The following is a 15761-nucleotide window of genomic DNA, read 5'->3' as shown; positions in this document are numbered from 1 at the left end:
GTTGTTCCTCCTTCCGAAACCTGCTGACGCTATCTTCTGTACTGGGCGTAAATTTGTTCCCAGCGTTCAATGATATAGTCCATATTGTAATGCTTCTCCACATACTGCCTGCCGCTTTCTCCCATCCGCGTACGTTCATCCGGCGTCAGAGACATGAGCTTATCCATCGCAGCTGCCAGCCGTCTGGAATCAGAGTGGGGAACTAAATAGCCGTTGACCTCGTCATGCACTACTTCGCTGTTGCCGCCCACATTGGTCGTCACGACAGGAAGTGCGCTTGCCGCCGCCTCAAGCAATACGATTGGAAGACCCTCCCATTGCGAGGACATCAAATAGCCGTCCGCAGCATGCATCAGCTTCGGTATATCTGTGCGGATGCCTAGAAACTGTACATGCTCGGCAAGGCCCAGCGTCTCTGCCAACTGCTCCGCCTCCAGCCGCTCAGGTCCGATGCCCGCAATCAACAGCGCGCTGTCCGGCTTTGTCCGCAGCACCTCGGCAAACGATTGAAGCATGTTGCCGTAATCCTTTTCCGGAACGAACCGGCCAACTGCCAGCCAGATATAACGACTGCCAAGTTGAAGCTCCTCACGAATTGCGGCTCCGTCATCCGGATTTCCGGCAAACTTGTCCATATTAATGCCATTAGGCACGAAAATAATTTTATGCTCTGGTGCCGCTTTTATCGCAACGTACCGGTTGACTGCTTCCTGGCTTACATTGGTCGTCAGTTCGCATAGCGGGTCAGTTATCCGGTACAGCCATTCACGAAGCTTGCCGCCTTCGTTAATATTGTGCGCCGTGCAAATCAGCACCGGAATTCGGACAAGCAAACGAACGGCTCTCGCCATAATGTTGGCATGTACCAGATGGCTATGGACGATGTCCGGCTTAAACGCCTTAATGAGCTTTCTCAACTTCAGAAGCGCCCGTGGATCAGGAATGCCCTTTTGCATATCGAGCGTCATTATGGGAACGTCAAGCTCCTTCAGCTCGTCTAAATAAGCGACTGGCTTAATCATGCTTATGATTTGAATGGAGCAGCCTTTTGCTTTGAAGCCTCTGCATAGCTGAACGACCTGATTTTCGGCTCCTGCATAATCAAAGCCGGTTATAAGAAAGAGAATTTTTGTCAACGGTATGAACTCCCCCTGCTTCCCTCTCAGGCAGGAAAGCCAGTGAGATGAATGCGACTATTATATATTCATAGTTATTGCCGAAATCTCCGCTCATCTGTGCGTAACCGAACGTTTGGAGAAATAGTACGAGCGTGATCCAATTTCGCTTAGCAGCCCAGCATGAGAACAGAAAGGCCATGAGCCACAGCGCCATCCCGGCAACGCCAAGCTCGCTCGCCATCTCGACAAGGATGTTATGCGGGTGATCCCGGGTAATATTAGGCGAGCTGCCCCCTAATCCCGCGCCGAAAAACGGTTCATTCTCGAATCTAGCAATCGCTTCTTTTTGTAAATTTAACCTTCCGAGATAGTTATCGTCTGCTTTCAGCTGGCTGCTGTCGACCAGCACGTTCAGGCGGCTTCCAGCAAGAAAGTCATGAGGTTGTGAAACAAATACAATGAGACCTGCTCCAGCGATCAGTACTGCGTAAACGATTAGCGTCGCATACTTGGCAATCCGGAGCTCACCCTTCCTCCACTTCATAATGAGAACGACTGCAAACACAAACAGGTTAACGACGATAAATGCCGCAAGTGGGCCGCGGGATTGCGTATAGAGGCCCGATGTAAGTGCAACGCCGATCGTTACAATCCGAATATACCAAGGAATGCCGCGTCCCCACAGGCATACAGCAATCGTGATAAAGGCGATTCGGGAGTCAAAGATCGGATTGCCTCCCGGCAGTGTCAGCCTGCCCGGGTATTCCGTTGAATACTCGCCGATCAGCAAATGTACGATCGCATAGAACAAACCGGCAAGCGCGACAACGGTCCACGAGAAACGCTTATATTTTTTATAAATGATATACATGTAGAGACCGGGGATAATGCCGCGGATAAACAAAATTTGTTCCTTCATTAGACCGTTTGAATCGGATGCCGCCCAAGCCATGGAAAGAGCGCTGTAGAGCAGGAAGGCAAACCACAGCCAGATGCCCTGCTCCCTGAACAAACACCAGGACCTCGTCGGCTTCAGAAGAAGCGCGGCAATTGCAGGCAGCAGCGGGGCCCCCAACAGGAGAAAGAAGGAATTACCCGGCAAATATGCTTTATAAAAATAGCCGAATACGTCAAAAAAGATGCTTAAGCCGAATACATAGCCAGCATCTATACGCATGTTCAGCTTCCCGATGCACAGAGTTACGAAAAACATGACACTCGTCCCAAGGCCGAGAATTAATAATGTTTCAGCGTTCACTCCTGCTCACCCAATTTCTGTTATATGCTTCATATACGCCACCCGCTGCGCTTCCTTCAATGCGGTATCCAAATGCCGGATAAGCTCCCGGTCAACCCGTTTTCCCCGCCACTCAGCCACAAACCGGTCAATGGCATCAATTCCCGCCATCGTATTGTTCGCCTCGTTCGGAAGCCGCAATATAAACGGCACGGCTTCTGTAAAATCAGTTTCTTTATATGCCGTAATGACTGGCAAGCCATTGGCCAAATATTCCCGCACCTTTAATGGGGACGCCTCATGCATTTGCTTCCGGTAAAGTGCCAGCGTGCCGATTGCAATATCCGCCCGATCCATAAGAGGCTGATATTGTGAGCTCGTTAATTTGCCGTGAAACGACATATTGGACGGCACGTTTGCTCCAAGCTCTGCGGCCTCCACGCCGATAATATCGAACTGCCATTGCGGACGAATCGCAGCGATTGCCGCAATCGCGTCCACACCATGCCAGGTTTGCCCCGCCGAGCCGATAAAGACGAACCGGGGCGATTCATTGGATACCACCGGCACAGGAGCAATCTCATCTAGCCTGATGCCATTGCCGATAATGGTCCGATCGCGTACATACTTGGCAAAATGACGCTCCTTCGCAAGCTCTCCGCTCACGAACACATAACCGCTCGCTGCCCGCAGCACCCTGCTCCGAGTGAGTACATGATAATAGTAGCGTACATTGCGCTCCATCCGCATCTCGGTCAAATCATTCGTATTAATCTCAAGAATGGATGGAAAACGCCTCAACAGCTGCGGCAAAGAACCGTAATATAAATCGAATCGATGATAGATGACGTCAGGATGCCAAGCATTCACAGCTTCGGCCAGCCGTTTGAAGCCGGCAAAGCGGTCACGCCAGCCGCTGTAATGCTCGATAACGATTTCAATTCCATCAATCGCGGCAGCCTCCCACTTAATATCGGGACGATGGGTGAATAGAAACAAAGACACCTCATTGCCTAGCCGGATCCATTCCTGCATTTGATTAACAACCTTCTTAAACACGCCGCTTTCGGGGCCTTCATTCCAATGTATCAGATAACCGATCTTCACTCGCTTCACCTTCTAACGCCAATGGCTATTTCATTGTTCCATGCCAGCTTGGAAGATGCGCCGTTCCGCTGCTTTTACAAGCTGGCTGTTATGCCACAGAAGCGTAAAATCTCCATTATGCCTGAAACATTGTTTTCTCAATAATTGAATCTTCTCGATTGCCTGGCTGTCACTTAATCCCATATATTCCGGCTGCAGCAGCGTTTGATCCATCACGATTAAAGGACGCTCCCGGAGCTTTAGCGGCTTGCGCGTCAAAACGTTGAACACGGGATATTCATAGCAAACGCCGCATCGAAATCCCACATGATCTGCGTAGCTTAACGTGCTGTCGTAAGCAAGGCCCGCATCTTCCCAATGCTGCCACGTCTCTGCCGCACTCCATCGTAGGTAGTGCTGGCGTCCTCCCCATTGTCGCTGCGGGATGTGCAGCGACCGGGCAATTTGCTGCAGCTTGTGGAACTGCGAGCGTATGCGGTCGCCATGCTCAAAAGTGTCATAGCTCGGATGAAATCCGATTTCATGCCCGCGCGCACACATCTCTTTCATAAGTGCCATTATTCTAGGATCGTCTATCTCATAGTTGCCGTCCATTCCCGGCTCTGTCTCTTCGGGAATGAAATAAAAAGCGCTGCAACTGCCGACCCGCTCGCTATGACTCATCAACCAGTCGAACGTATTGTACGGATCGGCGCTTAGGTTTTGCTTGCCGGTAAACAGCATCTTTCCTTTTTGCAAGCCAGATTCGAAATCTTTGCGCCGGATGATGTCGCCAAGCACTTCCTTCACAATGCTGAACCGGCTTCGCCCATATACATAATAAGGAAGATCGACATCATGGCTGACGAGCAGCCGCGGGCGCCTTGCCTTCAACTCGATCGCGGGCCACAGCTTCTTGATAAAGTACATTAAACAATCGACGTATTCGTTAACGATTGGCCGATCCAAGAACTGCTCCTGCCAAGCAATCGAATCTTTGGCAGACGCCCGGTTATGGTTGTCCCGCTTCGTTTCTACAAGTTCTTCGTATCGCGTCAGCATAAAGAAAGAACTGCCGAACAAATCAATCCCGCAGAACAGGCTCCGTCCTTCCTCCTGCACATATCCGCCTTCAGTGCCGGGCCTCCCATATATAACGGGCAAATCTTCATAGCCGAATAGCCTGATTCGCTTGAGCGGCCGTACCGGCATAGAGACAGGCTTCAGCCAATCGGCGTCGTCCGTCTGGAAAAAAACATCGGGAAACCGTATGCTTTCTTCACCGCCATCACGGTGCGACAATTCAATTTCTTCCCGCTCTTCATAAACGACGGAGAATTCGACTCCTAGAAACTCCTTGAGAATGACCTGGTAAATGTATTCTCTCTCGGGCTTGCGTGTTATTGGAGATCGTACAATTAACAATTCTAAACCCTCGTTCCTTCAAGTAAATTTACCGTCCTTTTACTTTTTTAATTGAAAACCATGAGAGGCCGAGATGCAGTACATAACCGATTGTCGATGCAATACTGAAATACAACACTGCCGTCTCCGCGCTCTTATTCGTATATTCGGCAAGCAGGAGCGCACCGATAATAATAATTGTCCGGATAATTTCCCTGTATAGATGAAGATCCTGGCGTTCCATAACATCAATCGTTGACCCGACCGAGTTGGCTACGAACTGGCTCAAGTACATGACGGACAATAAACGAATAAACTCACCGGACTTTACCCATTCCTCACCGAACAGCGTAGAGAAGATCGATGGAACTACAAATACCATGACCATAATGATGAGCAGACCAAGTAAAAACACGTTGCGGACCGTCTTCTGAAACAGCGGATACAGCTTTTCCGGCGCATGATTGACGTATTCGGACGATTCAGACAAGTACACATGACGAACAGAAGTCTGAATTAAAGTCATCGGCGATCCGAGAATCCGTTGTCCAAGAGCGAACCACCCGGCAACCTGCGGCCCATAAAAAGCGGCCAGCATAATCGTCGGCAAATATAAGCCTATACTGTTCAAAATATTCGAGGCCATCGAAAATTTCGGGAACCTCCTGTACCGGTAAGCACCTTCCTTCAGATCCTCCCAGCTGCTTTCGATCCCCTGGCTCTTGACATCCCTTTTCCACAATCTCCATTGCGGAAGAAGTCCTCCGAACCGGCCGATAATTTCACCCATGATAAGGCCTACCGGACCTAGGTGGAACAGGCTGAATGTTAGCTGCGACGATACTTGCCCGATACTCTGCGTATATTTCGTTCTGGCCAGCTGCTTGAAGTACTTTTTGCGCACCGACCAATAATTTAGAATTTGATAGAAGCCGGCACCGAACAAACCGATAATGATGAACAGGAAATAGTTCTTCATGCTCGGCTCCTGCATCCATACTGCAAGCGGAGCCGCTACAAAATAAATAACGATGCCGCTTACGATACTGACGATCACGCATATCCGCAGTGATAAGCTGAGCATATGCGAAGCCGTCCTGTCATCCTCCGGCAGCGTTATCGCATTCTCGTAAGAGAACGATACCGTCATCAATAGGATTGATATAAACGACGTATACAGCGAATAGGTGCCATACTCTGCCGGATCGTACATACGGGTCAATATCGGCAGAGTCGCCAATATAATGATTTGGCTGATGATCGTTCCGCTCGCCAATACGACGATATTCCGCAGAAATTTATCTACCGATAATTTTTTGAAGTAGTTTAACATAGCCGCCCCCTTACTGGAGAGCTTCGATAATTTGCTCGACGATATAGTGTTGAACGGAAGCCTCCAGCTGCGGCCATATCGGCAGAGATAACACTTCTTCCGCAAGCTTCTCCGATACCGGCATTTCAACATTCAGCGAAGCGTAAATCGGCAGCTTATGGACCGGAACCGGGTAGTACACCATCGTGCCTACGCCGGCAGCGTCCAGCTTCGCCTGCAATTCATCCCGCTTCCCGTTCGTCACGCGAATCGTATACTGATGGAAGACATGCTTCGCATATGTTTGTTCCGTCGGCGTTACAATGCCTTTCACGTCTTTCAGCAGCTCGGCATAACGCGTGGCCGCAGCTCTGCGGCCTTCATTCCATTCATCAATCCGCGGCAGCTTGATTCGAAGGATCGCAGCCTGGATTTCGTCGAGACGGGAGTTAAAGCCGACGACCTCGTTGTAATATTTTTTGCGCGAGCCGTGTACGCGCAGCATAGCTGCCTTCTCCGCAAGCTCGGAATTGTTCGTAGCGAGCAGCCCGCCGTCGCCATAAGCGCCAAGATTTTTCGATGGAAAAAAGGAATAGCAGCCGGCATCGCCGATCGTGCCGACCTTCTTGCCTTTAAATTCAGCACCGAAAGCCTGCGCCACATCCTCGACAACAATCAGTCCATGCTTCCCTGTGATTGTTGTCAGCCTGGCCATATCGACCGAATGGCCAAAGAGATGTACCGGAATAACAGCCTTCGTCTTAGGCGTAATGGCTGCCTCCAGTTTATTCAAATCCATGTTGTACGTGTCCAGCTCGATATCAACAAATACCGGTGTTGCCCGTACTTGGCTAATCGCTTCTGCCGTAGCAAAAAACGTAAACGGCGTTGTGATGACCTCATCGCCCTCGCCGATCCCTGCGGCAAGCAGCGCAATGACCAGTGCATCTGTACCCGAATTGAGCGCAATGGCATGCTCAACACCCAAATACCGTGCGGCTTCCTGCTCAAACGTTTTAACGTTTGGACCCATGATGAATGCCCCGTTATCGATTACTTCCTCGAAAGCTTTCATTAACTGCGGCTTCAATTCCTGGATTTCATAGCTGAGATCCAGCACCGGAATTTTTTTCATTATTGGGCCTCCTTTGTTTTCCATACGCGATCCTGCGTTAAGCTGTATCCTCGGCGGCATTCGCCGCATTCGGCGTCGCTTCCGTTAAATTTCAATGTCGAGCCGCATTCACATACCCATCCGATATGTTTTGCCGGAACGCCTGCATACAGAGCATAGGCTGGCACATCGCGGTTAACGACGGCTCCCGCCGCTATGAAGGCCCATTCTCCAATCGTTACGCCGCATACAACCGTCGCGTTTGCTCCAATTGAAGCGCCGCGTTTAACAACGGTCTTATAATAATCGCTGCTCTTATTGCGTGGAAAGGCCGATCTTGGCGTTCGCACATTCGTAAATACCATGCTCGGCCCGCAAAATACGTAGTCTTCCAGCTCAACGCCTTCGTAGATCGACACATTATTCTGGATTTTGACACCGTTGCCGATCGTCACCTTGTTAGCGACAAATACGTTTTGCCCAAGACTGCAGCGGCTGCCGATAACAGAGGAGGCACATACGTGGGCGAAATGCCAGACGCTCGTTCCTTCTCCGATTGCCGCGCCTTCATCAATAACGGCGGTTTCATGCGCGTAATAGTTCATATCCGATTAGCTCCCTGCTATAACAAATAATAGTTATCCGGTTTGTCGTAGTTTTTCATGCCGTTGCGGGTATCGAACAAGCTCTTGCTCGCCCGGCCGATCATTTCGTAATCAAAGCCGGTATGATCCGTCGTAATGACAGTAATATCAGCCTCTGCGACGCGCTCCTCGGTCAAGCCTATGCACTCGTACGGCTTTCCGTTCGCTTTAAAATTCTGAATATGTGTATCACTGATCCATACCGTAGCTCCACGCTCTTCAAGCTCCTCAATGATCTTGAGAACCGGTGATTCGCGGTAATCGTCAATATCTTTCTTATAAGCAACGCCCAGCAGATAGACAACAGCGCCGTTGATCGCTTTCTTCTGACGGTTTAGAATTTCGCCGATTTTCTGAACGACGAATTCCGGCATCGAATTATTGATTTCGCCAGCCAGCTCTATTAATCTCGTATGATAGTTAAATTCTCTCGCCTTCCACGTCAAATAAAAAGGATCGACTGGAATACAGTGACCGCCCAAGCCCGGTCCTGGATAAAAGGCCATAAATCCATAGGGCTTTGACTTCGCCGCGTCAATAACTTCCCAAACGTTGATGCCCATGCGATCGCATAATACGGCCATTTCATTGGCTAATGCGATGTTAATGTGTCGGAATGTGTTCTCATAAATTTTCTCCATCTCGGCAACGGAAGGGCTTGATACGACATGTACGCTGCCGTCCAACACCTGCTCATAGAGCGTTTGTGCCACCTTGGAGCAAGCAGACGTAATGCCGCCGACTACCTTCGGAGTATTTTTCGTATTAAACGACTTATTGCCCGGATCTACCCGTTCAGGAGAATAAGCGAGAAAAAAGTCCGTTCCGCAGGTTAAGCCGGTCGCTTCCAAAATCGGTTTCACAAGCTCTTCGGTCGTTCCCGGGTAAGTCGTGCTTTCAAGCACAACCAGCATCCCTTTATGAAGGAATCTGGAAATCTCTTTCGTCGAGCTTTCGACATAACTTGTATCCGGCTGCTGATAAACGTCCAACGGCGTTGGCACGCAAATTGCCACCGCGTCGACCTCACTAATAAAAGAGTAGTCGGAGGTTGCCCGCAGCTGACCATTCTCAACCATAAAGCGAAGATCTTCATCAACGACGTCGCCGATATAGTTGAAACCGCTGTTGACCATGTCAATCTTCTTCTCCTGTACGTCGAAGCCAATTACCTTATAACCTGCCTTCGCTTTCTCGACGGCAAGAGGAAGACCAACATACCCCAGTCCGATTACGCCAATGACAGCCGTCTTTTTATTCAACTTGTCGATAAGTTGCTCGCTCAGCTCATTCGTTTGAATCGATTCCGTTATCATAATTTCCCTCCCGATTCCTGCGTTCATCCTTATACTAGGCTTCCGTCCTCGACGAAATCGATCACAAGCTGTACGGCTTGTTTGCCGTCCTCAACCGTAACTGCAGGCTTACGGTTGTGCCTGATAGCTGCAATCATATCTTCAATAATGCATTGATGCCCGGATACGCCGTTTGGATCGGCGTCTACCTCGGCTATAAGCGCATCTATGGACTCCTGAGCCATTCTCGCACTCTTCCACTGCTTGACTAGATTTGCCGTTACCCCGCCGATCACCGCATAACCGTCCTCGCCGAATACACTGATCGATTCTTCCAAATTCTTCTCGTAAATCGTCGTCGACGCTTCAACAACGCCAAGCGCCCCGCTGGCAAACCGTAAGGTCGCTACAGCTACGTCTTCAGCTTCAATGTTCCGAATTCGTGTGTCGACCATTGACTTTAATTGTACAACCGGCCCGAACAGCCACTGCAGCAGATCGAGGCTATGTATCGCCTGATTCATCAGAACGCCGCCGTCCATCGCTTTTGTCCCCCGCCATGCGGCTTGGTCATAATACGCTTGACCGCGATTCCAGCGAACCGTAGCGTTCACATGGCTCAGCTTACCGAAAGCTTCCGACTCAAGCGCCTGCTTAAGCTTCTGGATTGCCGGACGATAGCGGTTAGGATGAACAACTGCAGCCTTAATGCCGTTTGCTTCCGCGGCAGCTGTAATCAAATCCGCGTCCTCTATCGTAAGCGACAACGGCTTCTCGATAACGATATGTTTGCCCGCCTCCGCCGCTGCAGCGGCAAGTCCCGCATGCAATCCGCTAGGCGTGCAAATACAAATAACGTCAATGGCAGGCTCGCTTGCCAGCATCTCCCTCATGTCAGCATAAACCGCAGTTCCTGTAGTCTCTCTCAGTTGTTCCAGCCTTACCGGATTCGTATCGCAAAGCGCAATGAGCTCCGCACCATTGGCTTGGTTGATTGCTTCGATATGTTTATTAGCGATATGACCGCAGCCTACGATTGCAAAGCGAATCATCTTCATTCCTCATTTCCTATCATTTATTATAGATACCCGTTAACTTAAGAGCTCTCTTCATAAGCCGCGCTGAGTTCCATCCTATTTCTCTTCCTTGCCATTCTTCTCGTTTCCAACAGAAGAGCGATACTCAGTCCTAGAAATACCCCGATAAACAACGATATTGCTAGATTAAAAGCTTTCTTCGGACTTACCGGAATAGAGGCTTGTTCAATATTGGCACGATCAAGCAGCGTCATATTCGCATACTGGAGTATCGACTTCGATTCGCTCACATACGTTTCAGCAAAAGCGTTTGCAATTGCCACTGCATCTTTTGGGTTAGTATCATTCACCATCAGTTTGACGACGAGCGTCTCCGGATCGGTTCTCGTCTCCACCTTCTTAAGCAAGTCTGCTGCGGACAGCGAAGTATTTAATTTTTCTTTCACTTTGTTTGCTATAAAATAACTCTTGAGCGTATCTTCATACGTTTTTGTCAATAGCTGGCTGGCCAAAAATTCATTATAAATACCTGCGTCGCCTGACGCGGAAATACTCGCTACAAGGCTTGCTGATGCCTGATAGGAAGGAGTCATGAATGTATTAACGGCAAATCCGCCGCCAATGCAAATAGCAATTACTATAAAAAATGCAATAAAATATCTTCGAACAGCTTGCAGCAAAAACGCCAGATCCATCAGTTTCACCTCTATCATTGAATAACTATCTATGTTGCACTTGCGAGCACCCTATCGCGGAGCTCTTCCATATTCATGCTTTCCATTCCGTATTCTACCTTCAGCTTGCAATAGTGACTGATGATTCGTTCTAGAAAACGCATATTTGCATTCTGCTCGTCAGCCAAATTATAAGGATGCCACCATAAGTGATACACCTCATTATGCTTCGCCGCGTAGGTCATCCCGTCCAATATCCGTTTCAGTCGCAGCGGCTCGAGCCGTTTGAGCTTATGGGAATAGGAACGTAAAAACTGGCTTGCTGGCAGATTGACCGGAAGCGTTGCTCCGACGGACGAAGCCGGGTACGTATGATAACCTGACAAATTCCAATACGTATCCAGCAGCCTATATGCTCTGCGGAAAGACGAATCGCCAGTACTGTAGCCCTGCTTATAAATTGGATGCTGTGGATTGCCACGATATACATTAATACCGGCCGGCAGCAGCAGCGATAAATACTGTTCATTCACCTGATTCCGCGGAAATACGATGCTTTCCAGCTTCATTCCCCGCTTCGCTGCAATAGCCTTGCAAGCCTCAAGATCAGCAGCAAACTGCTCCTTGTTTTGTCCCGTTTCCTTGCAATAATAATGCGAAAACGTATGCGTTGATACCGTTTGATGACTCGTTTCCCTAATTAATCGAATCAGTGACAGCGCATAATGGTACGGATCATCTTCTTCTTTTAATCCCAGCTCAGCACTCTCAATATGAGCATAAGGCGACAAATTCGTTTCCTCATAAGAAGGCTTTAATGCCGGCAATCCTTGCAGCAACTCCTCCCGCGATTCAAAAAATAACAGCCCCACAGTTGCCCAAGTCGCATGAATGCCGCCAGCTTCAAACCATTCCAGCATTTGCGGAATGAGATTCCGCTCTTTCGCCATGCCACTCTTATAACGTTCTATTCCATAAATATCTCTTACTCCCCAATAGAGTTCAAAATCAAGGGAGACGACAAAAATACCCTTACCCACCATCATGAAGGCATCCGCCCTTTATGTATATAAAATAGTTCAAAAGGAATAGAAAACCGCATCCTATAGCCGATTTTCATCTCAGAAAACGATAGATTAAGCCTATCCTGATGTATTATAATCCCCCAATCTCTCGATGTAAATAAATAGAAATTGATTTTTCTAATTCCAGTTGTCGATTCTTTTCTGGCATTCTGTAAATCTAAGAGATATTAGCCTTATATTAACACAACTTTCATTTAAAATATCTCTGCGTATGAAGCCAAATGTCGGCTATTGTCATCAAACTAAAAAAGCCCTCGAATCCTGCGCGCTGCGCTAGACTCGGGGGCTTTTTTCTATTTCTTTATTAAAGGGTAACGACGTTTACGTTCGTAGGTGCCAATTGGATAAGGAAGTTTGTCGCTTGAATCGTATTAGCCGTGCACGTGATATTTTTTTGGATATATTGCTCAAGGTAAGTCGTCAGGTCGATGCCGCCGCCATTTACCATTTCAATCTTGTTATTCGAAATTGTACCGTCCTCGGCATTTTGCCAAGTCCAGATTCCTCTTTCCCCATTCTCGATCGTGTTGCCTATAATTGTGAAGTTCGAAATATTGCCGAGGCGGATTGCCGTTTTGCCGCTTACTACACTTTTTGAGCCCATAATAATCGTGTTACCCGAAATAGTAATGTTACTCACTGTTTTCGAAGCGCCGACTTCAATTGCTCCGTAAAAGCTGCCTTTACCGCTAATCGTGTTGTTCGTAATCGTGTTGTTGCTGCCATATATGCTGATTGCCGAGAACATATCCGGAGCAAGCTGGCCTTTGTCAGCACCTTTGTAGTAGTTATTCGACAGATATGAGTTAACGATCGTGTTTCCTTTTACCGTAATGCCTTGTGCATAAATTTTGATTGCGCGCTTAGCCGTGTTTTCGAATTTGTTGTTTGCAATAACGCTATTTGTATCCGTGCCATTATTGTTATCTATGTTCGGATCTTCATAGTAGATGCCGTCACCGTCATCAGCAGGTCCGATATCATGGATATACGAGTTTGTGATCGTTACATTGCTCGCTGCCGTTTCCGATTTGCCCCAAGTTGTTGTTACATAGATACCTCTTGCAACCAGGCTGCCGCTTACCATATTGACTGCAACGATGTTTTTAACTTCCGTGTTGTCGATTGTTATCGATTTCGTGTTGCCGTATACGAGAATGCCTGACAAAACTCCCGAGTAAAAATCGCTGCTTTTATTTGTACTGTGCGAAGCGTTAGCTACAACCATGTTCTTAATGGTTACACGTTCGCTGCCGCCTTCGATAACGAGGACGCGGTTAACGAGTTTGTTGCCGTCCAGCGTAAGGCCGCTTATTTCGATATCTTTTCCTGCAACGTGCATCAGTTCATACCCGAATGTCGCGTTTGCTTTAATGATCGATCTTGCGCCGTCGCCTGTCACTTTCATTCCACCGCTTACTTGAAGAGCATTCGTAGGATTAACGATATAAGTGCCAGCTGGGAAGTATACCGTCGTTTTAGATGTTGCGCCTTGCGACAATGCTTTCGTCACCGCTGTCGTATCGTCTGTTTTGCCATCGCCTTTTGCTCCGAAAGATTTTACATTAAGAACCTCAGCTGCATATGCTTTCTGGACGGGCATGAATTGAAGAAACAAAAAGCCAACAACCATTGCCATTACCATCAGCACCACTTTCTTAGCCCATTGCTTCATCATATCGCATGCCCCCGATTCGTTATTTTTGATAAAAAAAATAGGAAAATCCCAATGTTTCAGGATTTTCCTATAGCTATTCCTGAAAACATTTCGGAAACTGGCTGGCATATGGTTTCCCATTTAGCCCCTGTAGCTTTGCGTCCCAAGCTTTCGCTTGGTTTGCCGTTATCGTTGTTTTCGATATATTTAATTGGTATAAAATGGTAAATTAACAACAAAAAAAGAGCCAAATGAAATGTCATTGGCTCTTGTAATAAGAACCTGAAAAGTTTTGGAAACTGGCTGGCACATGGATGAAATCCACAAGCCCCTGTAGCTTTGCGTCCCGCATTTTCACACGGTTTGCCTTTTCGACATCAGGTGTATGAAATTAGTAATATTTAACTAAATATTAGCATGCCTCTAGTAATATAGCAACAGTTTTCAATAGATTTTAAGCCCATTTTTTTGAAACTGTTTACAATGAATTCCTAAACCAGTATGATGAGTTTGAAAGCCAGCATCCAAACTGTAAGTCCTCTGAGAAGGTTTTTTTGTAGTTCAATAGGACCATATGAAACCCTTATAAGGGTTTCTTAATAAAGGACTATTTATTCTTGTTTACTACTATATGAGGTGGAACATTTGAAAATATTAATAACCGGCGGCTATGGCTTTATTGGCTCCTTCGTAGCGGAGAAATTTTTCAAGGAAGGCCATGAAGTAATCATTATCGACAACATGTCATCCGGGAATGTTACAAACTGTCCGTTCAGGCACACTTCTTATATTGCAGATGTCGAAAGCACCGTCTGCGAATCAATTTTCCAGAACCATGAAATCGATGTGGTCATCCACTTGGCTGCCCAAATTAACGTCGTTACCTCCATGGAAAACCCTTATGCCGATACGAAATCGAACATACTGGGCCTCACCAACATCCTTCAGCTCTCAGTCAAACACAAAGTCAAGAAGTTCATCTTTGCATCTTCAGCTGCTGTCTACGGCTTAAACGACCAGATTCCGTTATCTGAGGAAATCCCTTGCCAGCCGGTGTCCCCGTACGGCATTAACAAACTGCTTGGTGAATACTATTGCACCAAATGGAATGAGCTTTATGAGCTGAACACGCTTTGCTTCCGATTTGCCAACGTTTATGGACCGCGTCAAGGCTCTGTAGGAGAGGGCGGCGTCGTTTCAATTTTCATGGAACGGTTGCGTGATGGCAAAGAACTTGTCGTCTACGGCGACGGCGGACAGACGCGTGATTTCGTCTATGTCGAGGATGTTGCTGACGTTATTTATATGGGAAGCTTGTCCCAGCAGACTGGAATTATGAATCTATCTACTAATACGGAAAATTCAGTTAATCAGCTGATCGAGATTTTAACGTCAATGCAACCCGCTGCCACAGTCGTAACAAAGGAGACGCGCTACGGAGATATTTACCGCTCTAGGCTGGACAACTCCTTGTTGAAGCAGTCGCTAAGTTGGGTGCCAAAATTTTCGCTTGAGGAAGGCTTGCAGCGTACTTTCGCGTGGTTCTCGCAGTCTTTGCATGTTCAGGCTAAGGTTACAGAGGCCAGCCAAGCCGAGCAGACTAAACCCGGATCTGCACTGGATGCCATCGATATCGACCATGAGCTGATCAACTCTTCCCTATCGCGCAATATCCGCAGCTTATATCTTAGCCAAACGGAGCGTTATATTGAGGATAAACCGGTACTCAAACCCGAAGTATTTACAGCTGTGGTGCGCTCCAGACAGCAAGCCAAGCGTAAATTTAACGCTAATTTTGCACTGCTCGCATTGTCGGACGGGATTATCGACGATAAATCGCTGCTAGATACGATAAACGGTCTGCTGCGAGAATCTGACTATATCGGCCTGACGAAGAACAACCAGGTACTCATCCTGCTGTCGAACTCCTCATTAGAGGATGCCCATATTGTAGTGAAACGCCTCAAACCTTATTTCGATGGGGCTAAAGTCATAGATAAAGAAGATTCATTTTATATTGATGAGCACACAGTTGAGCATATTTATTTATAATACAAAAGGCGGCGCACCGGGACAGCTTCATGTCCTAATGGTGCGC

The 15761-nt window shown here is 47.7% G+C and carries 13 protein-coding genes and 2 riboswitches; of the genes, 1 reads left to right on the top strand and 12 read right to left on the bottom strand.

Annotated elements, in window-relative coordinates:
* Nucleotides 1–29: 29 nt before the first annotated feature.
* The 12 genes from AB4Y93_RS14150 to AB4Y93_RS14095 all read right to left on the bottom strand — a co-directional run bounded on the left by AB4Y93_RS14150 (nt 30) and on the right by AB4Y93_RS14095 (nt 13684).
* The gene (locus AB4Y93_RS14150; RefSeq protein WP_441892947.1) at nt 30–1136 is read right to left on the bottom strand and encodes a glycosyltransferase; all 1107 of its coding nucleotides are present in this window, start codon (nt 1134–1136) and stop codon (nt 30–32) included.
* On the bottom strand, nt 1102–2376 hold the full coding sequence (locus AB4Y93_RS14145) for an O-antigen ligase family protein (protein WP_441892945.1): 1275 nt from the start codon (nt 2374–2376) through the stop codon (nt 1102–1104). Before AB4Y93_RS14145 ends, AB4Y93_RS14150 begins: the two co-directional genes overlap by 35 nt.
* A 6-nt stretch (nt 2377–2382) precedes the next feature.
* Nucleotides 2383–3462: a glycosyltransferase gene (locus AB4Y93_RS14140; RefSeq protein ID WP_441892943.1), complete on the bottom strand. Its 1080-nt coding sequence runs from the start codon at nt 3460–3462 to the stop codon at nt 2383–2385.
* Nucleotides 3463–3492: 30 nt separating this feature from the next.
* Nucleotides 3493–4866 carry a polysaccharide deacetylase family protein gene (locus AB4Y93_RS14135; protein WP_441892941.1) on the bottom strand — a complete coding sequence of 458 codons (1374 nt, stop codon included), beginning with the start codon at nt 4864–4866 and terminating at the stop codon, nt 3493–3495.
* A gap of 28 nt (nt 4867–4894) precedes the next feature.
* Complete coding sequence (locus AB4Y93_RS14130) at nt 4895–6178, bottom strand: lipopolysaccharide biosynthesis protein (RefSeq protein WP_441892939.1); 1284 nt, start codon at nt 6176–6178, stop codon at nt 4895–4897.
* A 10-nt stretch (nt 6179–6188) separates the two neighbouring features.
* On the bottom strand, nt 6189–7292 hold the full coding sequence (locus tag AB4Y93_RS14125; protein ID WP_441892937.1) for a DegT/DnrJ/EryC1/StrS family aminotransferase: 1104 nt from the start codon (nt 7290–7292) through the stop codon (nt 6189–6191).
* Nucleotides 7292–7876 (bottom strand): acyltransferase, encoded by a 585-nt coding sequence (locus tag AB4Y93_RS14120; protein ID WP_441892935.1) that lies wholly within the window; start codon nt 7874–7876, stop codon nt 7292–7294. Before AB4Y93_RS14120 ends, AB4Y93_RS14125 begins: the two co-directional genes overlap by 1 nt.
* Before the next feature lie 17 nt (nt 7877–7893).
* Complete coding sequence (locus tag AB4Y93_RS14115) at nt 7894–9231, bottom strand: nucleotide sugar dehydrogenase (RefSeq protein ID WP_441892933.1); 1338 nt, start codon at nt 9229–9231, stop codon at nt 7894–7896.
* Nucleotides 9232–9260: 29 nt separating this feature from the next.
* Nucleotides 9261–10262, bottom strand: coding sequence for a Gfo/Idh/MocA family protein (locus AB4Y93_RS14110; protein ID WP_441892931.1), 1002 nt, complete (start codon nt 10260–10262; stop codon nt 9261–9263).
* 44 nt (nt 10263–10306) lie between these two features.
* Nucleotides 10307–10942, bottom strand: coding sequence for a YveK family protein (locus tag AB4Y93_RS14105; protein ID WP_441892929.1), 636 nt, complete (start codon nt 10940–10942; stop codon nt 10307–10309).
* Between the two features lie 29 nt (nt 10943–10971).
* Nucleotides 10972–11967 (bottom strand): polysaccharide deacetylase family protein, encoded by a 996-nt coding sequence (locus AB4Y93_RS14100; protein WP_441892927.1) that lies wholly within the window; start codon nt 11965–11967, stop codon nt 10972–10974.
* Nucleotides 11968–12310: 343 nt separating this feature from the next.
* Nucleotides 12311–13684: a glycosyl hydrolase family 28-related protein gene (locus AB4Y93_RS14095; protein WP_441892925.1), complete on the bottom strand. Its 1374-nt coding sequence runs from the start codon at nt 13682–13684 to the stop codon at nt 12311–12313.
* Between the two features lie 89 nt (nt 13685–13773).
* Nucleotides 13774–13858: riboswitch (cyclic di-GMP riboswitch) on the bottom strand.
* A gap of 96 nt (nt 13859–13954) precedes the next feature.
* Nucleotides 13955–14041, bottom strand: a riboswitch (cyclic di-GMP riboswitch).
* A gap of 267 nt (nt 14042–14308) precedes the next feature.
* Between AB4Y93_RS14095 and AB4Y93_RS14090 the strand changes: the two genes are divergently transcribed.
* On the top strand, nt 14309–15715 hold the full coding sequence (locus AB4Y93_RS14090) for an NAD-dependent epimerase/dehydratase family protein (protein ID WP_441892923.1): 1407 nt from the start codon (nt 14309–14311) through the stop codon (nt 15713–15715).
* The last annotated feature ends 46 nt before the right edge of the window (nt 15716–15761 follow it).

Source organism: Paenibacillus sp. YAF4_2, assembly GCF_052113225.1.
Taxonomy (GTDB): Bacteria; Bacillota; Bacilli; order Paenibacillales; family Paenibacillaceae; genus Pristimantibacillus.
Note: the sequence above shows the minus strand (reverse complement) of the source record. Positions and strands in the feature narration are given on the sequence as shown.